The organism is Caulobacter sp. GW821-FHT09B08, assembly GCF_059418225.1.
This window is the reverse complement of record NZ_JBWKPL010000008.1, coordinates 21,447-44,095: the sequence shown is the minus strand read 5'-3', so window position 1 is coordinate 44,095 and position 22,649 is coordinate 21,447. Positions and strand designations below refer to the sequence as shown.

The window sequence follows — 22,649 nt, the reverse complement described above, 5'->3', positions numbered from 1 at the left end:
GCCGCGCGGGGCTTGTCCAGCCGCCGGTCAGGTCAGATAGAAGCAGTCGTCCAGATTGTCGGGCCGCTCGACCTGCAGGGGCGCCATGCCGATCCGCGCCAGCTGCGCCATCTGGTCGTCGACCTCGCGGAAATAGGGCTGGTAGATCTTCAGCAGCGCGACGGCCAGGTTGGCCTCGCCGAACTCCAGGAAGTCGGTGCGCCAAAAGCCGTCGGGATCGCGGAACATCCGGCTGAAGTGGAAGAAGATCAGCGGCTGGCCGTCGACGCTGACCACGTCTCGGCCGTCGATCCGCCGGTTGCGCAGGGTGTGGTTCAGCACGTTCCAGGGGCCGAGATTGGCCCCCGGATGCTGGATGACGTGGACGTCGGGATAGGTCTGCGGCCAGGCCGTCAGGTAGCCCTGGTTCATGAAGTGGCCGTCCTGCTCGTTCGGCTCGACCCGGTCCAGGCACTGCTCCAGATATTCGGCCAGGCACGCCTTGGCCGTGTCGTCGTTGCGCCACGAGATCAGGCCGGCGTTGAACCGCCCGTAATAGGCCGACCAGTCGCGGCCCTCCGGATAGCGGTGCGGCGAGACCAGGATCGAGGCCTGCGGCGCCTCGGCGAAGATCGGGGCGGGCGAGCTGTGGAAGTGGGTGTCGGCGTCCACGTGGGTCACCCGCGTCACTTCCGGCCAGCGGGCCATGACGTAGCGCGGCAGCACGGGCTTGTGGGTGGCGTAGAAGGCCCCGCGCGGGCGGTCGGCGCGCTCGTTCAGGCGGGGCTCGAAGGCCAGGACCTCCTCGTGGGCGATCGGCACGATATTGGGGTCGCGCAGGCCCGCCACCGTCTCGTAGGTCAGGCGGTCCAGGCACAGCGGAAAGATCATCGACAGCGGGTCGGCCCGCCGCAGCGAGCGCAGCATCACCAGGGCCCGGGCCAGGTAGCGCTGGTCGAAATAGGTGATGTAGGCGGGGCCGTTCATGCGGTTCCTCGCAGGGCGGTCAGACGTCGGCGCAGGGCGTCGCGCTGCTCCAGGCGATCCTGGGGCGAGCGGTCGGCCCAATAGCTCAGACGTTCCCGCAGGGCGGTCACCTCAGCGGCGATGTCGCCGACCGTGGGATCGGCGCCGAAGAACGAGCGCGACAGCCAGGCCCGGGTCGAGCCCAGGCGCGGGTGCAGGGCGATCACCATGTCGGACGGCAGGGGCAGGTCCTCGTCGCCGGCCCGGCCCAGGCCCCCGAAGCCGAACGGCACGCCCTTGGCCCGGATCTGGCCGGCGATGTGGTCCAGGAGGTCGGAGCCGTGCAGCTCCAGCAGGTCCGGCAGGCCGCAGGACAGGCTCATGTCGTTCATGCCGATGATGATCTCGCCGACGCCGTCCACGGCCAGGACCTCGTGCAAGCGCACGACGGCGGCGATGGTTTCCAGCAGCAGGCTCACCTCGGCCCGGCCGTCGACAAGCCGCACGAACCGCTCGACCTCGCCCGCCGTGTGGAAGAAGGGCAGCATCAGCGCCCTGGCCCCGGCGTCCAGGGCCTGGTCGATCTCGTCCCCGCTGCCGTCGTGCAGCGGGTTGAGGCGGGCGAACAGGACGGCGTTGCGCACGACACGGCCCAGGTCGCGCAGGTGCGTGAGCTCGTGGTCGGAGATTCGGGCGTTGGGCACGTGGCCCTGGCGGTCGGTCTTGCCCAGGCGCTCGATGTCCACGCCGATGCGGTCGACGCCGGCCGCGTCGCAAAGCGCCGCCAGGGCCGGGTCGCGGGTGATGGCGGTCAGGACGAAAGGATAGGGCACTGGAAGGATGTTCGACTCAGAAGGGGCGTGATTCAGAAAGGACGGGGCAGGGCCGTGTCGCCCGGCGGGCGCTTGTAGTCGTCCGGCTCGTCGTAGTTGAACGGGGCGTCGTTCATGGTCACGTAGGCCGACTCCGACCCGTCCAGGTTCTTCAGGGCGTGCCAGATGCCGCAGGGCACATGGATCAGGGTGGGGCGGGCGGCGCTGAACGGGATGACGTTCAGGGTCTTGTAGGTGGGCGAGTCCTCGCGGCCGTCGTAGAAGGCCAGCTTGATCAGGCCGCGCACCACGAACAGCAGGTCGTTCTGCCGGCCGTGGCAATGCCAGTTGGTCTCGGAGAAGGCCGCCAGGGTGGCGTAGACCACGTGCTTGGGCCGGGTGTCCTCGCCCCACCATTCGGGCCGCCACAGCTCGGTGACCACGCCGTTGCGAGCCACCACGTTGCGCACTTCCTTGAAACGCAGGCCGTCGATCACGTTCTCGCGGATCATGTCGCCATCGGCGGTGATGGTCGGCCGCGCCCTCTGGGTGTCCTTCAGCATCGCGTCGTCCTCCATCGTCGGTTGCAGGCTAGCGGCTAAAGGAGCGCGCCCCTCGCGTCTACAACAGAAGACGACCCCCGATGGGTTTCACACAGGCGCGATTTCGCGACGCGTCACGCGCGCCGGCGACGGCGCTTCGAGCCGCCGGCGCTAGGGGCGCTGCAATCGGAGGCCCCAATCCCACGTTGTGCGGATTCGTCAGTTTCTAGTAGGAAGCTTGAGCCAAGTCGGGGGACCGCCGCGTCGATGGGATCTAACTCTGGATGGGGCGCCGTCGCGCCGTGGGCGGTCGTCCTTCTGGCCCTGGCCGGGACGGCGCGCGCCCAGGAGGTCGAGGCCGTTTCGGTCTGGGGGCGGCGCGCCGACGACCTGGGCCAGGCGATGTCGGCCAGCGAGGGCCGCGTGGCCTATAGCGACTTCGCCGTACGGCCGCTGCTGCGCCCCGGCGAGCTGCTGGAAGTGGTGCCCGGCCTGGCCGCCACCCAGCACTCCGGAGCCGGCAAGGCCAACCAGTATTTCCTGCGCGGCTTCAACCTGGACCACGGCACGGACCTGGCCGCCTCGCTGGACGGGGCGCCGCTGAACCTGCCCTCGCACGGCCATGGCCAGGGCTATCTGGACCTGAACCTGCTGACGCCGGAATTCGTCCACGACATCGCGTTTCGCAAGGGGCCTTACTCGGCCCAGAACGGCGACTTCGCCACGGCCGGGGCGGTGGCGTTCGAGACCGCCGACCACCTGCACGGCGACGGCTTGCAGGCCTGGATCGGCCAGAACCAGGCCTATCGCCTGCTCGGCGCCAAGGAACTGACCGACAAGGCCATCGTCGCCGCCGACGTGAGCACCTCGCAAGGCCCGTGGGCGACGCCGGAAGACCTGCGCAAGGTCAACCTGCTGGGCCGCGCCGTGGTGGGCGGCTGGTCGGTCACGGCCCTGGCCTATGACGCGCGCTGGAACGCCACGGACCAGATTCCGCTGCGGGCGGTGGAGGACGGAACCCTGGGCCGCCTCGACGCGGTGGACGCCACCGACGGCGGCAAGACCGCGCGCTACATGCTTTCGGCCCGCCGCCGCGACCTGCTGCGGGGCCTGGACAGCGTCGTCTATGTCCAGCGCTACAAGCTGAACCTGTGGTCGAACTTCACCTATTTCCTCGATGACCCGGTCAATGGCGACCAGTTCGAGCAGGCCGACGACCGCTGGATCTATGGCGGCTCGATCACCAAGCGTTGGAGCGCCCAGCCCGGTGGCTGGACCTTGAGAACGGGTGGTTCGGCGCGGGTGGACGACATCGGGACCGTCGGCCTCTACCGCACCACGGCCCGGGTCCGACGCCAGACGGTGCGCCAGGACGCCCTGACCCAGTGGTCGCTGGCCGGCTGGGGCGAGGCCTCGCGTCGCCTGGGCCCGGTCGATACGACCCTGGGCCTGCGCGCCGACCTGATGGTCGCGGACGTCAAGGCCGGCGATCCGCGCAATTCGGGCCGGGTGTCCGACGCCCTGGTCAGCCCCAAGCTGGCCCTGGCCTGGCGGGTGTCGCGGCGGTTCGAGCTCTATGCCGACGCCGGACGCGGGTTCCATTCCAACGACGCGCGGGGTGCGGTGATCGCCGTCGATCCGGTCAGCGGCCAGCCGGCCGATCGCGCGCCGCTGCTGTCGGCCGCGACCGGCGGCGAATTGGGTTCGCGCTGGCGGGCCGACGGCCTGACCCTGACGGCCGCCGTCTGGGCGCTGAAGGTCGATTCCGAACTGGTCTATGTCGGCGACGCCGGCTTCACCGAGGCCAGCGGCGCCACCCGCCGGCTGGGGTTCGAGGCCCTGGCCGACTGGCGGCCCACCGCGCGGCTGAACCTGACGGCCTCCTACGCCGCCACCAGGGCGCGGTTCGCCGGCGATCCGCCCGATGGCGACCGCATTCCCAACGCCGTCGGGACGGTGCTGAGCGCCGGCGCCACCTGGTCGCTGGGCCGGGCCTCGACCCTCTCCCTGACCTATCGTCGGCTGGGATCGGCGGCCCTGGTGGAGGACAACAGCGTCCGTTCGCGCCCGACCGTCCTGGTCAACGGCCTGTTCGTTCAGAAGTTCGACCGCTTCAGCCTGATGGTCGAAGGCCTGAACCTGACCGGCTCCAAGCGTGACGACATCGCCTATTTCTACGCCTCGCGCCTGCCGGGCGAGGCGGCCGGCGGCGTGGAGGACCTCCACTTCCACCCGGTCGAACCGCGCGCCTTTCGCGTGGGCGTGAAGCTCGATTTGTGAGCGAAAGGCCGGAAGTCGGGTAAAAATTTTTGACGCTCTCGCCAATCGCGACAGTTTCGATAATGTCCCGCCCGAGTAAATCGGGGGCTGCCTTGCTTAAGAATTCACTTCGTTACGCCGTGGTCGGCGCGATCGCCGCTGCCCTGGGCGCGACTGGCGCGCACGCCGACGCCATCCGCCAGACCAAGGGCGCGTTCGAGGACAAGTTCCGCCAGCTGGAAGGCGAGGACTGGCCCACCCCCACCGACTATCGCAACGCCTCGGGCGCGCCGGGCTATCGCTACTGGCAGCAGAAGGTCGACTACGACATCTCCGCGCGGCTGGACGAGCCGGGCCGCCAGATCGTCGGCAAGGGCACGATCAACTATCGCAACAACTCGCCCGACGACCTGCCCTATCTGTGGCTGCTGCTCGACCAGAACGACTTCAAGCGCGACTCGATCAGCCACATGACCGAGACGGTGTCGGGCGACGGCATCAGCCTGGGCCAGGTGCGGCGCGCCAAGCGCTACCAGGAGTGGGAAGGCGGCTTCACGATCAAGTCGGTGAAGGACGCCCAGGGCCGTCCGCTGAAGTTCACCGTGGTCGACAGCCTGCTGCGGGTCGACCTGCCCCAGGCCGTGCGCGCCAACGGCGGCGAGGCCAGGATCAGCATCGAATGGTCGTTCCCGATCATCGAGACCAAGATCATCGGCGGCCGCAGCGGCTACGAGTGCTTCACCGCCAAGGACGAGGACGGCAACTGCATCTTCGAGATCTCGCAGTGGTTCCCGCGTCTGGCCGTCTATTCCGACTACGAGGGCTGGCACAACAAGGCCTTCCTCAGCAGCGGCGAATTCACCCTGGAGTTCGGCGACTACAACGTCGCCCTCACCGTGCCGTCCGACCACGTGGTCTCGGCGACGGGCGAGCTGCAGAACGCCGGCGCGGTGCTGAGCGCCGCCCAGCGCGAGCGCCTGGCCAAGGCCCGCACGGCCAGCGAGCCGGTCTATGTGGTGACGCCCGAAGAGGCCGCCGCGGCGGAGAAGACCAAGGCCGGCGGCGAAAAGACCTGGGTGTTCAAGGCCAAGAACGTCCGCGACTTCGGCTGGGCCTCGTCGCGCAAGTTCATCTGGGACGCCCAGGGCGTGAAGCAGGCCGATCCGAAGGCCGAATATCCGCTGGTCATGGCCATGTCGTTCTTCCCCAAGGAAGCCCGGCCGCTGTGGGACGCCTATTCGACCAAATCCATCGCCCACACCCTGAAGGTCTATTCGGACTTCACCTTCGCCTATCCCTACCCCGTCGCCCAGTCGATCAACGGCCCGCAGGGCGGCATGGAATATCCGATGGTCGCCTTCAACGGCGGCCGTCCGGTGAAGGACAAGAAGACCGGCGCCCTGACCTATACCGACCGCGCCAAGAACGGCCTGATCGGCGTGGTCATCCACGAGGTCGGCCACAACTACTTCCCGATGATCGTCAATTCCGACGAGCGCCAGTGGACCTGGATGGACGAGGGCATCAACACCTTCCTCCAATTCCAGGCCGAGAAGCAGTGGGACGCCAAGTTCCCCTCGCGCCGCGGCGAGCCCAAGGACATCGTCGAGTACATGGTCAGCCAGGACCAGGTGCCGCTGATGACCCAGTCGGACTCGGTGCTGCAGTTCGGCGCCAACGGCTACGGCAAGCCCGCCACCGCCCTGGTGATCCTGCGCGAGACCGTGATGGGCCGCGAGCTGTTCGACCGCGCGTTCAAGGAATATTCCAACCGCTGGCGCTTCAAGCACCCCACGCCGTACGACTTCTTCCGCACCATGGAAGAGTCGTCGGGCGTCGATCTGGACTGGTTCTGGCGCGGCTGGTTCTACTCGACCGACCACGTCGACATCGCCTTGGACAAGGTGACCCAGGGCCGTCTCGACAGCGGCGATCCGGAGCTGGAATCCGCCACCCGCCGGACCGAGCGCGAGAAGGAGCCCGCCTCCCTGACCGTCAGCCGCAACAAGGGCCAGACGGTGGTCGAGCGCGATCCCAAGACCCGCGACTTCTATACGCAGACCGACGAATTCCTGGTCACCGACAGCGCTCGCAAGAAGGCCAAGTCGGCGCGCGACGATCTGGAACCGGAAGACGCCGAAGCCCAGGCGGTGAAAGACAACTTCTACCGCTTCACCTTCAGCAATATCGGTGGCCTGGTGATGCCGGTGATCTTGAAGCTGGACTACACCGACGGCACGACCGAGACGATCCGCATCCCGGCCGAGATCTGGCGCAAGAACCCCAAGACCGTGACCTGGCAGTATGTCTCGCCCAAGCAGGTCAAGGGCGCGGAGCTGGACCCGATGTGGGAGACCGCCGACGCCGATCGCGGCAACAATGTCTATGCGGGCGCGATCACGCCCACGACGCTGAAGATCAGCAAGCCGCCGGAAGGCTCCAACCGGATGAAGGACGCCGATCTGAAGATCGAGCCGGGCGGTCTCACGACCCTGCCCAATCCGCCCAAGAAGGACGGCGACGACAAGAAGGACGACAAGTGACCGATCCGTCCCGGCGCGCGGTCGTTTTCGCCCTGACGGCGGGAGCTCTGCTCTCGCCGGTTCCGGCGGCCGCGCACCGGGGCCACAGCGCCTTGAGCGTCGTCGAGCTCGACGCCCGCACCGGCGCCGTCACCGTCAGCCACCGGTTCCAGACCCACGACACCGAGCCGGCCCTGGCCGAGATCGCGCCCGACGCCCAGACCAGTCTGGACGATCCGGACGCGGTCAAGGCGCTGACGGCCTATATCGGCGCGCGGTTCGCGGTGGCGGTGAAGGGCGCCGGCGTGCCCCTTGTCCTGAAGGACATGACCCTGGGCGCCGACGAGGTCCGCATGGTCTATGCCGGCCAGATTCCCGCGCCTGACGTGTTCGGCGAGATCGACATCAAGGCCAGCATGTTCGCCGATGTCTATCCGGACCAGGTGAACCAGGTGAATATTCGCCGGGGCGGACTGACCAGAACGCTGGTCTTCGAGGGCCAGGGCGCCCAGGTTCAGTCGCTGACCGCGGTGGACTGACCGCCTGGCGACCATTCGCGGAGTGCGAGACGGGCGCTTATCCAGCGCTTATCGGCGCTTCTTCCGGCTGTCGCGGATAGGGTCGCCGAAGCCAAGCGCTTGTTTTTGGAGGTCCTTGGTGGAGCCGAGGGGAATCGAACCCCTGACCTCCTCATTGCGAACGAGGCGCTCTACCATCTGAGCTACGGCCCCAAGGAAGCGCGGAGATACTTTGGGGCGGCGACCGCGTCAAGCGCCCGGTTGGCCGATCTGGCGGCCTTGGCTTGCCAGGGGCGACAAGGCGCGGCAAGAAGCGGGACAATCGGACAGGAAGCTCATGGCCGCCATCATCAACTTCGTCTTCTTCATCCTAGGCGGGCTGCTGAGCCTGCTGTGGTGGGCGATCATCATCTCGGCCGTGCTGAGCTGGCTGGTGGCGTTCGACATCATCAATCTGCGCAATCGGGCGGTCTACCAGATCAGCACGTTCCTGGACCGGGTGACCGATCCGGTGCTGCGACCGTTCCGCCGGATCATCCCGCCGCTGGGCGGCGTCGACATCAGCCCCATCGTCGTGCTGCTGATCATCACCGGCGTGCAGAGCATCCTGCTGCCGGCCCTGCAACGCACCCTGCTGGGCCTGTCCGGCGGCTATTACTGATCCGATGGCCGAGGCCGCGCGCCTGGCCGTGCGCCTCACCCCGCGCGGCGGGCGCGAGGCCATCGACGGTTGGGCGACGGACGGCGACGGGCGGCCCTATCTGAAGGTTCGGGTCGCCGCTCCGCCGGTGGAGGGCGCGGCCAACGCCGCCCTGATCGCCTTGCTGGCCAAGGCCCTGGGCGTTCCAAAATCGTCCGTGAGCGTCGTGTCCGGGGCCGGGGCGCGGCTGAAGATCATCGCCGTGGCGGGCTGCGACTCGTTGTCGCTGACGCGCGCCCTGGGGCCGCCGCCCCCGGGCTGACCGCCGGTACGATGGGGCAATTCGTGATCACGAATCCCAGCTTGGCCATGCCCAATGGCGCAAAATGCCCGTTTCGCTGGTCATCCGGGGTACGTCTTGGCCGTACCCTGACGACGAAGACGCGAACGAATCGCGTTCTTTCACCCCCTCTTAGCCAAAGCATTTCATGCTATGGGGCTGTCGCGTCTGGCGGGGGCCGGGCGCTTCCGGGGGCGGCGTGGACGACACCAAGGAACAGTCGGGCGAGGTGAGGGCCGCGATCGCGCGTCGCGGCAACCTGTATCTGCGCGTCCTGGCCACTGTCGCCATCGCCCTGATGCTGCACGTCTTCATCGGCATGTGGTGGACCTGGGTCTGGGCGGGCGCCTATGCGGCGGCCCAGGTGCTGGAGCTGTCGCTGATCCAGGCGCTGGTGCGCCAGCCGCCGACGCGCCGCAGCCGGGTCCTGCGCGCCGCCGTGGCGACCATGCCGGTGATCACCTCGGCCATCTTCGGCTTTCTGTCGCTGCCCTTGTTCGCCTCGCACGAGCGCTTCGCCCCGACCCTGGGCGGCCTGCTGCTGGCCGGGGCCCTGCTCAACGTCATCATCGTCAATTCCAGCCTGAGGTCGGCGACGATCTCGGCGGCGGCTCCGCACGTGATCTATCTGATGATCGTGCCGTTCATCGCCCGGGCCAACAATCCGGGCGCGCGCCTGGCCGACGCCCTGTGGCTGGGTATTCTGCTGCTGGTCATCTCCGTGACGGTGGCCGGTCGCACCCTGGAGCGCGCCCTGGCCGCCGAGGCCGCCGCCAAGGAGGAGGCCGAGCGCCGCCGCCACGAGGCCGAGGAGGCCGTCGCCGCCAAGTCCGCCTTCGTGGCCATGATCAGCCACGAGCTGCGCACTCCGATCAGCGCCATACTGGCCGGGGCGGCCCGGCTGCACAGCGAGGTGCCGGACCTGGCCTCCAAGACCCACGCGGCCCTGATCGGCGACGCGGGGGCCATGATGCGCACCCTGCTCAACGACCTTCTGGACCTGTCGCGCCTGGACGCCGGGCGCATGGCGGTCGAGCGCACCCCGTTCGACCTGCGCCAGGCCATGGCCGACACCCTGCGCCTGTGGCGTCCGGACGCCCAGAAGAAGGGCCTGCGCCTGCGGGTCGAGGGCGCGGCCCATCTTCCCCGCTGGGTGGCGGGCGATTCCATGCGTCTGCGCCAGGTGCTCAACAACCTGCTGTCCAACGCCATCAAGTTCACTGTCCAGGGCGCGGTCACCGTGCGGCTCAGCGCGCGCGAAGAGGGCGATCACCTGGTGCTGGAGGCGGTGGTCGCCGACACCGGGCCGGGCCTGAGCGACGAGCAGCTGTCGCGCCTTTTCACCCCGTTCGACCAGCTGGCCTCCAGCGTGGTGCGCGAGCACGGCGGCTCGGGCCTGGGCCTGGTGATCAGCCGCGAGCTGGCCCGGCTGATGGGCGGGGACCTGACCGTGACCAGCACGCCCGGCAAGGGCGCGCGCTTCCGGCTCGCGATCCAGGTCGCGGCCGCCGAGGCCCCCGAGGACGTCGTCGGCGGGGCGGCCATCGAGGGGGCGCGGGTGCTGGTGGTCGACGACCACGTGGTCAACCGCCGGGCCATCGAACTGGTGCTGCAGTCGTTCGGCATCCAGCCCACCCTGGCGGAGTCCGGCGAGCGGGCCTTGGAGCTTCTGCATTCCGAGGTCTTCGACGTGATGCTGATGGACGTCTACATGCCCGGCATGGACGGCCGCGACGCCACCCGCCAGCTGCGCGCCGCCGAGGGTCCCAACCGCGACATCCCGGTGATCGCGGTCACCGCCTCGGCCACCCCCAAGGACTGGGAAGCCTGCCACGCGGCCGGCATGAACGCCCACGTCGCCAAGCCGATAGATCCCAGCCAGCTGCACGCGGCGCTGAGCGAGGTGCTGCCGGCGGGCGTGAAGCGGGTGGCGGCTTAGGGCGACCGGACACTTGCCCCCTACGGACCGCTTCGCGGTCGTCTTCCCCCATAGGGGGAAGAGCCCCGGTGGCGAGGTTCAGCGCGAGGAAGCTCCGCCCCCTATGGGGGCGGACAGGCGGCGAAGCCGCCAGGTGGGGGCAAGCGTGGAGTCTCGTCGAGCAGCGCGGATAACCTCCCCCTCAACCCCTCCCGATCCTTCATCTCACACTCCCACACCGTCTCCACCCGCCAGCCGGCGGCCGTCAGGTCCGCCACGTTCCGGGCGTCCCGCGCCGTGTTCCGCGCCACCTTGGCCAGCCAGTAGTCGCGGTTGGCCTTGGGCACCCGTGAACCCCGCGCGCAGTCATGGCCGTGCCAGAAGCAGCCGTGGACGAAGATCGCCAGCCGCCGACCGGGCATCGCCACGTCGGGCGAGCCGGGCAGGTCCTTGCGGTGCAGGCGGTAGCGGGCGCCCAGCTGCGTCAGGATCTTGCGGATCAGCAGCTCGGGCTTGGTGCCGGTGCTCTTGACCCGCGCCATCACCGCCGAGCGCTTGGCGCTGTCGTAGACATCTGTGCTCTTAGGGGGCGTCATGGCCGTGTAACGCGCGGGAAGCGGCCCAGGCGCAGGGTTCCGGTCAGCAAGCGGGCGGCTACATGCCGCGCGCCGGGCAGGCCCGACATCGGGGTGAACAGCCAGTCGCGCACCCCCGACCAGAAGCCGCCGTGCGATTGGAAGAGCGGCGTCAGGGCCTTGGAGGCTGCTTGGTAGAGGGCGGTGTGGCGGCGGCGGTCGGCCTGCCAGGCCTTCACCGAGACGGCGACCGGACGGCTGTCGCGGCCCAGGCGCTCGGCCAGCTCGACCGCGTCGACCAGGGCCAGGTTCGCGCCCTGGCCCAGTTGCGGGCTGGTGCCGTGGGCCGCGTCGCCCAGCAGGGTGCAGGCGCCGTGGTTCCAGCGCCCCACCGAGACGTCGCGATAGAGGGCGCGGGAGAAACCGCTCCAGTCGTCGCGGTCGGCCAGCAGGGCGGCCAGGTCTGACCATAGCGGCTTGAGGCGCTCGTCCCGCCAGGCGGCGAAGTCACCGGCCAGGAAGGCGTCGAGCCCGGCCACGGGGACCGACCAGAACATCGCCAGTCCCGTGGCCGAGCGGCCCTCCGGATCGCGGCCGACCGGCAGGGCGCCGACCATCACCTCGGCCCGGTGATAGACCTGCCGCAAGGCGCCGCCGAAGCGGTCCTCCGGATCGGCCACGTGGGTCCAGACCGCGCCCCACGGATAGACCGGCGCCCGCGCCTTGGGACGCAGAAGCGGCCGCAGCGGCGAGGCCGAACCGTCGGCGATCACCGCCAGGTCGAAAGGTCCCCAGGACCGGCCGCGTTCGTCGTGCAGGACGGGGCGGGCGGGGTTTTCGACCCGGACGATCCTGGCCCCCGTCACCACCTCGACCCCCGCGCCGGGCAGGGCGTCGTGCAGGGTCTGGAACAGCACGCCGCGGTGGATGCCGATTCCGTGACCGCCCGGCTTCCAGTGATTGTAGTCCAGGTCCATGACCTTGCGGCCGCGGCTGTCGACGCCGTCCAGCCGGCCGATCACCGCCCCGGCGGCGCGGACCTGCTCGTCCAACTTCAGGGCGCGCAGGGCCGCCAGGCCCGTCGGCTGAAGCAGCAGGCCCGAGCCCAGCGGGCGCGGGGCCTCGAAGGCCTCCAGCAGGGTGACGGCGTGGCCGGCGCGCGCCAGGGCGATGGCCGAGGCCATGCCGCCCACGCCGCAGCCGACGATCCCGACCTTCATGCCCCCGCGCCGGACTAGAGCCCTTCGAACAGGGCCGTCGACAGGTAGCGCTCGGCGAAGCTGGGGATGATCGCCACGATCAGCTTGCCGGCATATTCGTCGCGCAGGGCCAGGTCGAAGGCGGCGGTCAGGGCCGCGCCCGAGCTGATGCCGACGGTCAGGCCCTCGCTGGCGGCCGCCTTGCGGGCCATGGCGAAGCTGTCGTCGTTGCTGACCTGGACGATCTCGTCGATCACGCCGCGATCCAGGATGCCCGGCACGAAGCCGGCGCCGATGCCCTGGATCTTGTGCGGGCCGGGCGCGCCGCCCGACAGCACCGGCGAGGCTTCGGGCTCGACCGCCACCATCTTGAGGCCCGGCTTGCGGGCCTTCAGCACCTGGCCGACGCCCGTGATGGTGCCGCCGGTGCCCACGCCCGAGACCACGGCGTCCACGGCGCCGGCGGTGTCGTTCCAGATCTCCTCGGCCGTCGAGACACGGTGGATCAGGGGGTTGGCGGTGTTCTCGAACTGCTGGGGCATGACCGCGCCGGGGGTGGCCTCGATGATCTCCTGGGCCCGGGCCACGGCTCCGCGCATGCCCTTCTCGGCCGGGGTCAGCTCCAGCTTGGCGCCGAGCAGCAGCAGCATCTTGCGGCGCTCGATCGACATGCTTTCCGGCATGACCAGGGTCAGCTTGTAGCCCTTGGCGGCGGCCACGAAGGCCAGGGCGATGCCGGTGTTGCCGCTGGTGGGCTCGACGATAGTGCCGCCGGGCTTCAGGACGCCCTTGGCTTCCATGTACTCGACCATGGCCACGCCGATGCGGTCCTTGACCGAGGCCAGCGGGTTGAAGAACTCCAGCTTGGCCACGACCGTGCCCTTGGGCTTCAGCTCGGCGGTCAGGTGGGGCAGGCGGACCAGCGGGGTGTCGCCCACCGTGTCGAGGATCGAGTCGTAGATCTTGCCGCGCCCGCTGCGCTTGAACCGCGCGGCGTCGTAGATCGAGGAGGCGTCGTCCATGGGAAGTCTCGCTTGGGTGTGATGGTCTGGCCTCAAGGCCTTAATCCACCTTAGGCCGTGGGGTTTGGCGTGTCAGCGGCTCATTCGGCGGCGAGCGGCGTAGATTTCCTCGAGCTGAGCGGAGTCAGCAGCCGCTCGGAAAGCCAGCGCACCACTGGGGCGGCCACGCCGTCGCCGATCACGTGCAGGCCGGCCGTGGCGCTCTTGGGCAGGCGATAGCCGTCGGGCAGGCCCATCAGGCGAGCGCCCTCGCGCGGACCCAGCAGGCGCGAGCGCACCCGGCCCTTGTCGATCACCAGCAGGGTCTGGCGCGAGGAGCCGCCGCGCGGGGTGCGCAGGCACCCGGCCAGGCCGTCGAACCGCACCTCGGCCCGCTGCTCGCCGCCGCGCATCCGCCGGAAGACGGCGCCGACCGCGCGCTCGCCGCTTTGCACGCGGGCCTCGACCGCAGCGCGGTGGGCGGGGGCCATCAGAGCCAGCAGCGCCTGGGTGTCCTGGTCGGCGCGCCAGGCGACCTGGTCGTCGGGTTCGAGCTGGGCGGAGAGGTCGGCGTTGCGGGCCGGCGGGGCGTCCAGGCCCCACCAGGTCCACAGCGCTTTCAGCTCGGCGGGCAGGCGGGCGTGGGCCTCGCGCACGGCGCGGGTCTGGAAGGGGCTGGGACCGGCGAGATCGTCGATCGGCAGGCGAGTGGCGATCACGAAGACGCGGGGCCGCGACTGCGGCACGAAGCGGGCCGCGTCGATCTCCAGGGCGCCGAAGCGATAGCCTTGGCCCGCCAGGGCGCGGCACAGGGCGGTGAAGTCGGCGCCGCCGTGCGAGGTGAGCAGGCCCACCACGTTCTCGACCACCACGGTGTCGGGGCCGCGCCCCTCGGCGGACAGGGCCTCCATCAGCTTCCAGAAACCGAAGAAGGCCGAGGAACGGCCGCCCTGCAGTCCCGCCCGGGCGCCGGCCAGGCTGAAGTCCTGGCAGGGGCTGGACGCCCAGGCCAGGTCCGCCTTGCCCGGCAGGTCGGCGGGCGCGACCTTCCAGACGTCGCCCTCGTGGAAGTGATCCGCTGCGTCGGCGAAGTTGTCGCGATAGGTGGCGGCCTTGACCGGATCGAAGTCGTTGGCGAAGGCGCAGGTCCAGGTCTCGCCCAACCCCAGGCGCGCCATCCCGCCGCCGGCGAAGAACTCGTAGAAGGTGGGCCCATTCTTGGGAGGGGGGGCGTTCCGATTCATCGCGGGCGAGTCTAGCGTGAGCCGCCACGCCAAGGATAGCGCCCGCCATGCTTCGATCCGCCGCCCTCGTCTGTTCGCTGCTGCTGCTCGTCGCGTGCGGGGAGGCGCCGATGGGGGCCTCGGAGGGGGCCACGCCGCCGCCGGCCGACGCCCCGGCCTCGGCCCCGCCGGGACCGGACTTCTCCGGCGACTTCGACCTTGTGGGAACCGAGCCGTTCTGGGGCGGGAAGATCCGGGCCGATGGCCTGGTCCTGTCGCGAGCGGGCCAGGCGGACGTGGCCGCCGCCAATCCCGGGGTGAAGGTCGATGGCGACGCTGGCGTGTGGCGCGCCGGGACCCTGACCTTCCGGCTGGACCCCGAGCCGTGCTCGGACGGCATGTCGGAGCGTCGCTACGGCTATCGCGCCGAGGCGACCGTGGATGGCCAGGCGCTGAAGGGCTGCGCGGCGACGCCGGCCGAACTGGCCAGCCAGCCGAGGCCGTAGAGCCCGCCCGCTCGTCCCCTCCCACCCGTCATCCTCGGACTTGTTCCGAGGATCCCTCGGTCCGCTGACGCCGCGATTGGGCGGAAACCCGCGAGCGCTCCGCTCTACGGATCTTCTTTCTTCTTGGCTGAAACAGGGGTCCTCGGAACAAGTCCGAGGATGACGGGCGGTGGGGGTTGGGGCGCTTAGTTGCCCACGTCCATCAGCTCGTAGTGCCCGCGCGCGTTCAGGTCCTGCCGTCCGGCGTTCGGGACGGGCAGCAGCAGGCCGATGGAGACGGCGGCGACGGCGGCGAGGGCGAAGAGAGCCTTGGTGGCGGAAGCCATGGCGGTGGTCCTGGTTCGGCGAGACGTCGCCGAGGGTGGGTTGATTGGTAACAAAGATGGTTGCGGTTTACCGACGTTCAAGAGGGGCGCTAGCCGATCTCGAGGGTCTCGATCATCGACCGGGTCGGCGCGACCCCGCGATCGGGGACGGGCAGCATCATGCCGATGACCGCCGACAGCACGGCGAGGAGAGGGAAGAGGGCCTTGGCGCTCATGGTCTTGGTCTTCTGTCTGGCGCCGAGGGGCGTTGTGGAGCGGCGTAGATAACGGCGTTCCCTGGGAGCTCAAGCCGGGTTGTGATTAATTCGCGGCAATCTTTGGGTTGTGCGACGTGGCATGAAGACACGAAAAACCCCTGAATCCATTCAGGATTCAGGGGCTCATCAAGTAAGTTTCAGCTTACCGATCCCGATCGGGGACAGGCACATGTGCCTGTCCCCGGCCGCGTCAGAAGATCTCGAACAGACCCGCCGCGCCCATGCCGCCGCCGATGCACATGGTCACCACGCCCAGCTTGGCCTTGCGGCGCTTGCCTTCCAGCAGCAGGTGGCCGGCGCAGCGGGCGCCGGTCATGCCGAAGGGGTGGCCGATGGCGATGGAGCCGCCGTTGACGTTGAACTTCTCCGGATCGATGCCCAGGCGGTCGCGGCTGTAGAGGCACTGGCTGGCGAAGGCCTCGTTCAGCTCCCACAGGTCGATGTCGTCGACCTTCAGGCCGTGGCGTTCCAGCAGGCGCGGCACGGCGAAGACCGGGCCGATGCCCATTTCGTCAGGCTCGCAGCCGGCGATGGCGAAACCCTTGAACAGGCCCAGCGGCTCCAGGCCCCGCTTGGCGGCCTCCTTGGCCTCCATCACCACCACGGCGGCCGCGCCGTCCGACAGCTGGCTGGCGTTGCCGGCGGTGACGAAGTTGCCCGGACCCTTGACGGGCTCAAGCTTGGCCAGGCCCTCCAGGGTGGTTTCCGGACGATTGCACTCGTCCTTGCTGACCACGTAGTCGACCAGGCTCTCTTCCTTGGTCTCCTTGTTGACCACCTTCATCTTGGTGGCCATCGGCACGATCTCGTTGTCGAACAGGCCGGCGGCCTGGGCCGCGGCGATGCGCTGCTGGCTGCGCAGCGAATATTCGTCCTGATAGTCGCGGGCGACGTTGTAGCGCTTGGCCACGATGTCGGCGGTGTCGATCATCGCCATCCACAGCGCCGGCTTTTCCTTCAGCAGCTTCTCCTCGGTCAGGTGGAAGCGGTTCATGTGACCGCCGCCCTGGACCAGGGAGATCGACTCCACCCCGCCGCCGACAGCGACCGGCGCGCCGTCGTTGCGCACGTAGTTGGCGGCCGTGGCGATGGCCTGCAGGCCCGAGGAGCAGAAGCGGTTGACGGTCTGGCCCGAGGTGGTGACCGGCAGGCCGGCCCAGATGGCGGCGTTGCGGGCCACGTTCATGCCGGTGGCGCCTTCGGGGCCGCCGCAGCCCAGGACGACGTCCTCGACCTCGGCGCCGTCCAGGCCGGCGCGCGACACGGCGTGCTGGATGGCGTGGCCGGCCATGGCCGCGCCGTGGGTGTTGTTGAACCCGCCGCGATTGGACTTGGCCAGGCCCGTCCGGGCGTAAGAGACGATGACCGCTTCGCGCATTGGGCGCACTCCCCATTAAAACGTTAGTTTGAATTGCCGGCACCCTAGACCGGGATTTCCGCGCGGGAAAGATCACGCGCACGTAAAGCGACGTGGGCGCCGGCGGGCCTGGGCGGAGACTTTCGTTTCCCCAAGCGTAAACGTCCGCAAAAAGAGCCCGCGCGCGGGGTGAAGATTGCCCGATCTTCGCAAGACAAGCGGTGCATTGTTGCCCGCATCCCACGCCTTGATGGAAAGGCGACCAGCCAGGGCGCGGCGTGCTGGATTGACATTGACTTCAGCCGTGGACGCAAAGAACGCTCCAGTTGTGGCCGAACACTGAAAATCAAAGAGCCACTAGAAAAAGAGTTTGGGAGGAATTCATGCGCCTAGAGACCCAGCGCCCCCGTGCGCGCCGCGCCCTGCTGGCCGCCACTTCGCTTTCCGCGATCTCGTTGCTGGCCGCCCCCGTGGCCGCCTCGGCCCAGGACAAGGCCGACGCCGTCGAGGAGATCATCGTCACCGCCACCAAGCGCGACGCCACCATCCTGAGCATCCCGTTCTCGATCAACGCCCAGACCGAGGCCGACATCCAGAAGTCCGGCGCGGTGACGCTGGAGGACCTGTCGCGCAACGTGGCGGGCCTGACGATCCAGAACCTGGGTCCCGGCCAGAGCCAGGTGTCGGTGCGCGGCGTCTCGGCCGGCCAGGTGGTGCGCGACCAGCCGGGCGTGAAGGAGCAGGTCGGGGTCTATCTCGACGAGTCGGTGATCTCGCTGTCGCTGTTCACGCCCGACATCGACCTGTTCGACCTGAACCGGGTGGAGACCCTGCGCGGCCCGCAGGGCACGCTGTTCGGCTCGGGCTCGGTGGGCGGCACGATCCGCTACATCACCAAGCAGCCCAAGCTCGAGAAGTTCGAGGGCATGGTCGAGGCCAATCTCAACACCGTCGACGAGGACGATGTCGGCGGCTACCTCAAGGGCGTGATCAACCTGCCCCTGGGCGACAAGGCCGCCCTGCGGGTGGTGGGCTACGACACCGAATATGCCGGCTTCGTCGACGCCCTGGGTGAAGGCGGCACGCGCAAGAACAACGTCAACGACGGCTCGCGCCGCGGGGCCCGCGCCGCGCTGCTGTTCCAGCCGACCGACGACATCAAGATCACCCCGCGCGTGGTCTATCAGGAGATCAAGGCCGGCGGCTTCAATCGCCAGGAAGCCTTCAACCTGTTCGCCAACCCGTTCACCACCACCCGCCCGGCCATCACCCTGGGCGAGCGCCAGCAGTACCTGCTGCTGGACGAGAGCTTCGGCGACAAGACCTTCCTGGGCGACCTGACCGCCTCGTTCGGCTTCGACGGCGTCGATCTGACCTCGGTGACCAGCTATATCGACCGCAAGATCGCCGTGAACCGCGACGCCAGCGCCCTGACCGGCAGCGTCTCGGTGGACCTGGGCTTCCCGGCCGCCGCCGTGACCCTGCCGTCCAAGCTGGTCGACACCACCGACCTCGAACAATTCACCCAGGAACTGCGTCTGGCCTCCGACACCGACGGCCCGTTCCAATGGGTGGTCGGCGGATTCTACTCCAAGGTCGACCGGGTCTATAACCAGCGCCTGCCGACCCCCGGCTACGACGCCTATACCGACGCCACCCTGGGCGCGGGCACCTCGGCGGCGGTGGCCAACGGCTTCCCGGCCAATTCGCCCTACAACGCCTACCTGCCCTACGACATCAAGCAGAAGGCGGTGTTCGGCGAGGCCAGCTACGAGATCGACAAGCTGACCATCACCGCCGGCGGCCGCTATTACGACTTCAGCGAAACCCGCCAGTTCAAGTCCGGCGGCCTGTTCGCCAACGGCGACAACCAGACCGACAAGACCTCGTCGGACGGTTTCACCCCCCGGGTGCTGCTCAGCTACAAGGCCAGCCCGAGCATGACCTTCAACGCCCAGGCGTCGAAGGGCTTCCGGCTGGGCGGGGTCAACGACCCGCTGAACATCCCGCTGTGCACCCCGCAGGACGCGGCGATCTTCGGCGGCTACCAGAAGTACGACGACGAGACCCTGTGGAACTACGAGGGCGGGGTGAAGTCGCGCTTCGGCGGCGTCTCGTTCAACGGCGCGGTGTTCTACACCGACATCAAGAACCTGCAGACCACCCTGGACGCCGGCTCGTGCTCGTCGCGCGTGGTGTTCAACGTGCCCAAGGCCCACACCATGGGCGTGGAAGGCGAGCTGACCGCCCACCCGGCGCCCGGCCTGGAGATCGGCGTGTCGGGCAGCCTGCTGGAGGCCCAGTTCGACTCCACGGTCAAGGACGGCACGGGCGCGGTGATCGGCGGCATCCGGGACGGCAACCGCCTGCCCTCGGTGCCCAAGTTCCAGATCTCGATCAACGCCACCTATACCCGGAACCTGTCGGCCACCATGGACGGCTACATCACCGCTTCGGTCCAGCACGTGGGCAGCCGCTACACCCAGGCCAGCGACCAGGAGAACAATCCGCGCTCCTTCGTCTCGGGCCTGCCGTTCGGCGGGGCTTCGGGTAACAATCCCACGGTCCTGGACCTGCAGCTGCCCAGCTACGAGATCGTCAATCTCAGCGCCGGCCTGCAGATGCAGGACGGGCTGGACGTGATCGTCTACGCCAACAACCTGTTCGACGAGAACGCCCTGTTGTCGTTCGACCGCGAGCGCGGCGGTCGGGCGCGCCTGGGCTACTCGATCGGCCAGCCCCGCACGATCGGGGTGACGGTCCGCAAGTCGTTCTAGGAACCGACCGGGAAAGCGACCGGGGACATGCCCATGGGCGTGTCCCCAACCGCAAGCTCCGCGCCTGAACATGGGGACACGCCCAAGGGCATGTCCCCGGCCGTGCGGCTACTTGCCCGCCGCCTCGGCCAGGGCGTCGGCGTGGCGGTGGATCATCTTCCAGTCGCCGTCCTCGCGGCGGAAGATCTCGGTGATCCGCAGGTGCATCTCGACGGGTTCGGTCTTGCCCGCCAGGCGCACCGTGGCGTGCTGCAGGCCGGTCCAATAGGCCAGCTCGCCGTCGGCCTGGCTGTGCAGGATCTCCAGCGTGGTCTCGCCGCCGGGGGCGAAGCCGCGCGCGCCGCGCGCATTGACGGCGGTGACGTGGCCGGCGCCCTGCTCGCGCCCGCCGTGCGGCGGGAAGAAAGTGGCCGGATTGGCCTGGGCGGCGATCTCGCCCAGCGGGCCGGCGTCGCCGTTGACATAGGCCTGGGCCACGCGGCGGCGCTGCTCGAGGAAGGCGGTGAAGTCGGTCGGGTCGCTCATGGGGATCCTCCTGGCGTCACGCCTAGAACGCGCGTCGGCGTCGAACCGCCCCCTCTAGCGCGGCAGCACGGTCAGGCCGTCGGGCAGCTCGTTGACGTCGCCGGGACGCGGCGGGACGTGGGCGGCCAGCACGGCGCCGGCCCGGCCCACGGCGGCCACGAAGCCGTCGGCGATGCGGCCGCTCTTGAGGCCCGCGACCATGTCGGCCACCACCTCGTCCCACACCGCCGTGGGGGCGGCGGCGTGGATGCCCTCGTCGGCGATCACCTCGACCCGGTGCTCGGCCAGGGCGGCGAAGATCAGCACGCCCGTGCGACCCGACGTCAGGTGCAGGCCCTGGGCCAGGAAGTGGGCGGTGGCGGCCCGCTTGACCCGCGCGGCCTTCAGCGGTCGCGGGGTGATCAGGCGGCGGATCGGCGGGATCGACACCACCAGGGCGGTGATGATGAACACCAGGGCCTGCAGGGCGATGTAGTTGGACACCGCCGCGTGCGCCGCCAGCTCGGCTACCGCGCCGTGGGCCGCCTGCCACTCGGTCAGGGGCCAGCCCGGCGTCGGTCGTTGCAGGTCCAGGCCCAGGAACAGGGCGATGGGCGGCAGGACCAGGGCCGCGGCCGCGCCCCAGGCCATGGCGTCCTCGCGGTCGCCGCCCACCTCGGGGGCCAGCACGCAGTGGATCTCGCCGGCGGTGGTTTTCTCGGCGTCGGCCACGGCCTGGGCGATGCGGTCGCGGTCGGCCTGGGAAATCGTCTTCATCACCAACTCCCCGAAGATCCGCCGCCGCCGAACGACCCGCCGCCGCCCGAGAAGCCGCCGCCTCCGCCGCCGCCGCTTCCCCATCCGCCGCCGCCGCCTCGCCCGCCGCTCAGCATGCCGTTCAGGATGATCCAGGGCAGGGCCGAGCCCAGGCCGCCGCGACGCCCGCGCCGACCGAAGATCTGGCTGAGGATGACGATGATCACGATGATCACGATCAGGGCGAAGATGGGCGAGGGAGCCTCGGGCTTGGCGTCCTCGGCGACGTGGAAGGCCTGCTGCGCCTTGGCCTTGGCTTCCTCGTCGGGCAGGGACAGCTGCTGGATGACGGCGTCGGTCCCCGCCGTGACCCCGCCTTCCAGGTCGCCGGCCTTGAATTTCGGCAGTACGACCGTCTGGATGATCACGCTGGACAGGGCGTCGGTCAGGATCGGCTCCAGGCCGTAGCCGACTTCGATGCGCACCTTGCGCTCGTTGGGGGCGACCAAGAGGATGGCGCCGGTGTTGGTCCCCTTCTGGCCGATGCCCCAGGTGCGGCCCAGCTGGTAGCCGTAGTCCTCGATCTCGTAGCCCTGGAGGTCCGGCACGGTGGCCACCACCACCTGGCGGCCGGTGGTCTTCTCCAGGTTTTCCAGCTTGGCCGTCAGGTCGGTCTCGACCTGGGGCGACAGGATGTTCGCGTCATCGACCACCCGACCGGTCAGCGGCGGGAAGGTCGGGCCGGCGGCCAGGGCCGGGAGGGCGAAGAACAAGACCAGCGTCGCCAGCACCCAACTCCTCACCCGTGCAACGGGGGAGGTGGCATGGCGCGGATACGCGACATGACGGAGGGGGCGTCGTGCGGCGGCCGGGACGCCCCCTCCGTCACGACGCCGATGGCGTCGCGCCACCTCCCCCGTTGCACGGGGGAGGAGAGAGGAGGCGGCGGCCAGGCTCACCCTAGTGCGCCGCCGGGGCGTCGAAGTTCACGGTCGGCGCCGACTGGGCGTCGGCCGTGGCCTGGAACAGCTGGGCGGGCTTCTGCGAGCCGTACAGGGTCTTGGCCCAGATGATGCTGGGGAAGGTCCGCAGAGTGGTGTTGTAGACCTGGGCGGTCTGGTTGTAGTCGCGCCGGGCGATGGTGATCCGGTTCTCGGTGCCTTCCAGCTGGCTCTGCAGGGCCATGAAGTTCTGGTTCGACTTCAGGTCCGGATAGCTCTCCTGGATCATCATCAGCCGGCCCAGCACGCCCGACAGCTTGTCCTGGGCGGCGGCGTACTGCTGGAACTGGGCGGGGTCGGTGATGGTCGAGGCGTCGACCTTGACCTGGGTGGCGCTGGCGCGGGCCTGGGTGACCTCGACCAGCACGCCCTTCTCCTGGGCCGCATAGCCCTTCACCGTATTGACCAGGTTGGGGATCAGGTCGGCGCGGCGCTGATACTGGTTCTGCACCTCGGCCCAGGCGGTCTTGGTCGCCTCGTCCTGGGTGGGGATGGTGTTGATCCCGCAGCCGGCCAGGAACAGGCTCACGGCGAGGACGGGGGCGAGACGGGTGAGGGTTCTGAGCATCCGCATGAAGTCCCTTCGGGCCTGATTGGATCCGGGCGTAAAGCCGTTCAGTCGTCGAAGCACACTAAGGGCCAGCGGCGCGCCGGCGCAAACACGATGACGA

Annotated in this window: 22 protein-coding genes and 1 tRNA gene; 8 read left to right on the top strand and 15 right to left on the bottom strand. The window is 69.3% G+C overall.

Annotated features, from left to right (window positions below):
- Positions 1-27: 27 nt before the first annotated feature.
- Genes AC07OA_RS20445 through AC07OA_RS20435 form a run of 3 tightly spaced genes read right to left on the bottom strand, consistent with a single transcriptional unit; the run spans position 28 to position 2,320 of the window.
- Positions 28-966 carry a hypothetical protein gene (locus AC07OA_RS20445; protein WP_494665663.1) on the bottom strand — a complete coding sequence of 313 codons (939 nt, stop codon included), beginning with the start codon at positions 964-966 and terminating at the stop codon, positions 28-30.
- Positions 963-1,778, bottom strand: coding sequence for an aldolase/citrate lyase family protein (locus AC07OA_RS20440; RefSeq protein WP_494665662.1), 816 nt, complete (start codon positions 1,776-1,778; stop codon positions 963-965). The genes AC07OA_RS20445 and AC07OA_RS20440 overlap by 4 nt, the downstream gene beginning before the upstream one ends.
- Before the next feature lie 32 nt (positions 1,779-1,810).
- Positions 1,811-2,320 carry a hypothetical protein gene (locus AC07OA_RS20435; protein ID WP_494665661.1) on the bottom strand — a complete coding sequence of 170 codons (510 nt, stop codon included), beginning with the start codon at positions 2,318-2,320 and terminating at the stop codon, positions 1,811-1,813.
- Positions 2,321-2,566: 246 nt separating this feature from the next.
- On the opposite strand from AC07OA_RS20435, the gene AC07OA_RS20430 reads away from it, so the two are divergent.
- From AC07OA_RS20430 to AC07OA_RS20420, 3 genes are all read left to right on the top strand, one after another.
- Complete coding sequence (locus tag AC07OA_RS20430; RefSeq protein ID WP_494665660.1) at positions 2,567-4,579, top strand: TonB-dependent receptor; 2,013 nt, start codon at positions 2,567-2,569, stop codon at positions 4,577-4,579.
- A 62-nt stretch (positions 4,580-4,641) separates the two neighbouring features.
- Complete coding sequence (locus AC07OA_RS20425) at positions 4,642-7,101, top strand: M1 family metallopeptidase (protein WP_494665659.1); 2,460 nt, start codon at positions 4,642-4,644, stop codon at positions 7,099-7,101.
- Positions 7,098-7,619 carry a DUF6702 family protein gene (locus tag AC07OA_RS20420; RefSeq protein ID WP_494665658.1) on the top strand — a complete coding sequence of 174 codons (522 nt, stop codon included), beginning with the start codon at positions 7,098-7,100 and terminating at the stop codon, positions 7,617-7,619. The genes AC07OA_RS20425 and AC07OA_RS20420 overlap by 4 nt, the downstream gene beginning before the upstream one ends.
- A gap of 116 nt (positions 7,620-7,735) precedes the next feature.
- On the opposite strand, the gene AC07OA_RS20415 is transcribed toward AC07OA_RS20420, so the two are convergent.
- A tRNA-Ala gene (locus AC07OA_RS20415) sits at positions 7,736-7,811 on the bottom strand.
- 124 nt (positions 7,812-7,935) lie between these two features.
- Between AC07OA_RS20415 and AC07OA_RS20410 the strand changes: the two genes are divergently transcribed.
- The 3 genes from AC07OA_RS20410 (at position 7,936) to AC07OA_RS20400 (ending at position 10,517) form a co-directional block, all read left to right on the top strand.
- The gene (locus tag AC07OA_RS20410) at positions 7,936-8,259 is read left to right on the top strand and encodes a YggT family protein (protein ID WP_494665657.1); all 324 of its coding nucleotides are present in this window, start codon (positions 7,936-7,938) and stop codon (positions 8,257-8,259) included.
- A 4-nt stretch (positions 8,260-8,263) separates the two neighbouring features.
- A complete protein-coding gene (locus AC07OA_RS20405) occupies positions 8,264-8,560 on the top strand; it encodes a DUF167 family protein (RefSeq protein ID WP_494665656.1) in 297 nt (98 codons plus the stop codon).
- A 166-nt stretch (positions 8,561-8,726) separates the two neighbouring features.
- A complete protein-coding gene (locus AC07OA_RS20400; protein WP_494665655.1) occupies positions 8,727-10,517 on the top strand; it encodes an ATP-binding protein in 1,791 nt (596 codons plus the stop codon).
- Between the two features lie 101 nt (positions 10,518-10,618).
- Here the strand turns inward: AC07OA_RS20400 and AC07OA_RS20395 are convergent, their stop codons facing one another.
- The 4 genes from AC07OA_RS20395 to AC07OA_RS20380 form a co-directional block, all read right to left on the bottom strand.
- Positions 10,619-11,092: a very short patch repair endonuclease gene (locus tag AC07OA_RS20395; protein ID WP_494665654.1), complete on the bottom strand. Its 474-nt coding sequence runs from the start codon at positions 11,090-11,092 to the stop codon at positions 10,619-10,621.
- Entirely contained in the window at positions 11,089-12,291 is a 1,203-nt protein-coding gene (locus AC07OA_RS20390; protein ID WP_494665653.1) for an FAD-dependent oxidoreductase, read from the bottom strand. Before AC07OA_RS20390 ends, AC07OA_RS20395 begins: the two co-directional genes overlap by 4 nt.
- A 14-nt stretch (positions 12,292-12,305) precedes the next feature.
- Complete coding sequence (gene cysK / locus AC07OA_RS20385) at positions 12,306-13,292, bottom strand: cysteine synthase A (protein ID WP_494665652.1); 987 nt, start codon at positions 13,290-13,292, stop codon at positions 12,306-12,308.
- A gap of 80 nt (positions 13,293-13,372) precedes the next feature.
- Complete coding sequence (locus AC07OA_RS20380) at positions 13,373-14,515, bottom strand: DNA cytosine methyltransferase (protein ID WP_494665651.1); 1,143 nt, start codon at positions 14,513-14,515, stop codon at positions 13,373-13,375.
- A 47-nt stretch (positions 14,516-14,562) separates the two neighbouring features.
- Here AC07OA_RS20380 and AC07OA_RS20375 point away from each other — a divergent pair, with 47 nt between their 5' ends.
- Entirely contained in the window at positions 14,563-15,000 is a 438-nt protein-coding gene (locus AC07OA_RS20375; RefSeq protein ID WP_494665650.1) for a COG3650 family protein, read from the top strand.
- A 185-nt stretch (positions 15,001-15,185) separates the two neighbouring features.
- Here AC07OA_RS20375 and AC07OA_RS20370 read toward each other — a convergent pair whose 3' ends face one another.
- The 3 genes from AC07OA_RS20370 to AC07OA_RS20360 form a co-directional block, all read right to left on the bottom strand.
- Positions 15,186-15,326 (bottom strand): hypothetical protein, encoded by a 141-nt coding sequence (locus tag AC07OA_RS20370; RefSeq protein ID WP_494665649.1) that lies wholly within the window; start codon positions 15,324-15,326, stop codon positions 15,186-15,188.
- A gap of 89 nt (positions 15,327-15,415) precedes the next feature.
- Positions 15,416-15,541: a hypothetical protein gene (locus tag AC07OA_RS20365; RefSeq protein ID WP_494665648.1), complete on the bottom strand. Its 126-nt coding sequence runs from the start codon at positions 15,539-15,541 to the stop codon at positions 15,416-15,418.
- A 232-nt stretch (positions 15,542-15,773) separates the two neighbouring features.
- Positions 15,774-16,961 carry an acetyl-CoA C-acyltransferase gene (locus AC07OA_RS20360; protein WP_494665647.1) on the bottom strand — a complete coding sequence of 396 codons (1,188 nt, stop codon included), beginning with the start codon at positions 16,959-16,961 and terminating at the stop codon, positions 15,774-15,776.
- 362 nt (positions 16,962-17,323) lie between these two features.
- Here AC07OA_RS20360 and AC07OA_RS20355 point away from each other — a divergent pair, with 362 nt between their 5' ends.
- Complete coding sequence (locus AC07OA_RS20355) at positions 17,324-19,717, top strand: TonB-dependent receptor (protein WP_494665646.1); 2,394 nt, start codon at positions 17,324-17,326, stop codon at positions 19,715-19,717.
- A 108-nt stretch (positions 19,718-19,825) separates the two neighbouring features.
- Here AC07OA_RS20355 and AC07OA_RS20350 read toward each other — a convergent pair whose 3' ends face one another.
- From AC07OA_RS20350 to AC07OA_RS20335, 4 genes are all read right to left on the bottom strand, one after another.
- A complete protein-coding gene (locus AC07OA_RS20350; protein ID WP_494665645.1) occupies positions 19,826-20,242 on the bottom strand; it encodes a YybH family protein in 417 nt (138 codons plus the stop codon).
- Between the two features lie 54 nt (positions 20,243-20,296).
- Positions 20,297-20,998 carry a TPM domain-containing protein gene (locus tag AC07OA_RS20345; RefSeq protein ID WP_494665644.1) on the bottom strand — a complete coding sequence of 234 codons (702 nt, stop codon included), beginning with the start codon at positions 20,996-20,998 and terminating at the stop codon, positions 20,297-20,299.
- Complete coding sequence (locus tag AC07OA_RS20340; protein WP_494665834.1) at positions 20,998-21,756, bottom strand: TPM domain-containing protein; 759 nt, start codon at positions 21,754-21,756, stop codon at positions 20,998-21,000. Before AC07OA_RS20340 ends, AC07OA_RS20345 begins: the two co-directional genes overlap by 1 nt.
- A 181-nt stretch (positions 21,757-21,937) precedes the next feature.
- Positions 21,938-22,552: a LemA family protein gene (locus AC07OA_RS20335; protein WP_494665643.1), complete on the bottom strand. Its 615-nt coding sequence runs from the start codon at positions 22,550-22,552 to the stop codon at positions 21,938-21,940.
- Between the last annotated feature and the right edge of the window lie 97 nt (positions 22,553-22,649).

Excerpts from the sequence above, each read along its gene's own strand:
- AC07OA_RS20345 (WP_494665644.1), bottom strand. The coding sequence starts at position 20,998 with ATGAAGACGATTTCCCAGGCCGACCGCGACCGCATCGCCCAGGCCGTG.
- AC07OA_RS20380 (WP_494665651.1), bottom strand. The coding sequence starts at position 14,515 with ATGAATCGGAACGCCCCCCCTCCCAAGAATGGGCCCACCTTCTACGAG.
- AC07OA_RS20365 (WP_494665648.1), bottom strand. The coding sequence starts at position 15,541 with ATGAGCGCCAAGGCCCTCTTCCCTCTCCTCGCCGTGCTGTCGGCGGTC.
- AC07OA_RS20375 (WP_494665650.1), top strand. The coding sequence starts at position 14,563 with ATGCTTCGATCCGCCGCCCTCGTCTGTTCGCTGCTGCTGCTCGTCGCG.
- AC07OA_RS20390 (WP_494665653.1), bottom strand. The coding sequence starts at position 12,291 with ATGAAGGTCGGGATCGTCGGCTGCGGCGTGGGCGGCATGGCCTCGGCC.
- AC07OA_RS20410 (WP_494665657.1), top strand. The coding sequence starts at position 7,936 with ATGGCCGCCATCATCAACTTCGTCTTCTTCATCCTAGGCGGGCTGCTG.
- AC07OA_RS20435 (WP_494665661.1), bottom strand. The coding sequence starts at position 2,320 with ATGCTGAAGGACACCCAGAGGGCGCGGCCGACCATCACCGCCGATGGC.
- AC07OA_RS20445 (WP_494665663.1), bottom strand. The coding sequence starts at position 966 with ATGAACGGCCCCGCCTACATCACCTATTTCGACCAGCGCTACCTGGCC.
- AC07OA_RS20400 (WP_494665655.1), top strand. The coding sequence starts at position 8,727 with ATGCTATGGGGCTGTCGCGTCTGGCGGGGGCCGGGCGCTTCCGGGGGC.
- AC07OA_RS20395 (WP_494665654.1), bottom strand. The coding sequence starts at position 11,092 with ATGACGCCCCCTAAGAGCACAGATGTCTACGACAGCGCCAAGCGCTCG.
- AC07OA_RS20350 (WP_494665645.1), bottom strand. The coding sequence starts at position 20,242 with ATGAGCGACCCGACCGACTTCACCGCCTTCCTCGAGCAGCGCCGCCGC.
- cysK (WP_494665652.1), bottom strand. The coding sequence starts at position 13,292 with ATGGACGACGCCTCCTCGATCTACGACGCCGCGCGGTTCAAGCGCAGC.
- AC07OA_RS20425 (WP_494665659.1), top strand. The coding sequence starts at position 4,642 with ATGTCCCGCCCGAGTAAATCGGGGGCTGCCTTGCTTAAGAATTCACTT.
- AC07OA_RS20370 (WP_494665649.1), bottom strand. The coding sequence starts at position 15,326 with ATGGCTTCCGCCACCAAGGCTCTCTTCGCCCTCGCCGCCGTCGCCGCC.
- AC07OA_RS20335 (WP_494665643.1), bottom strand. The coding sequence starts at position 22,552 with ATGCGGATGCTCAGAACCCTCACCCGTCTCGCCCCCGTCCTCGCCGTG.
- AC07OA_RS20355 (WP_494665646.1), top strand. The coding sequence starts at position 17,324 with ATGCGCCTAGAGACCCAGCGCCCCCGTGCGCGCCGCGCCCTGCTGGCC.
- AC07OA_RS20430 (WP_494665660.1), top strand. The coding sequence starts at position 2,567 with ATGGGATCTAACTCTGGATGGGGCGCCGTCGCGCCGTGGGCGGTCGTC.
- AC07OA_RS20405 (WP_494665656.1), top strand. The coding sequence starts at position 8,264 with ATGGCCGAGGCCGCGCGCCTGGCCGTGCGCCTCACCCCGCGCGGCGGG.
- AC07OA_RS20360 (WP_494665647.1), bottom strand. The coding sequence starts at position 16,961 with ATGCGCGAAGCGGTCATCGTCTCTTACGCCCGGACGGGCCTGGCCAAG.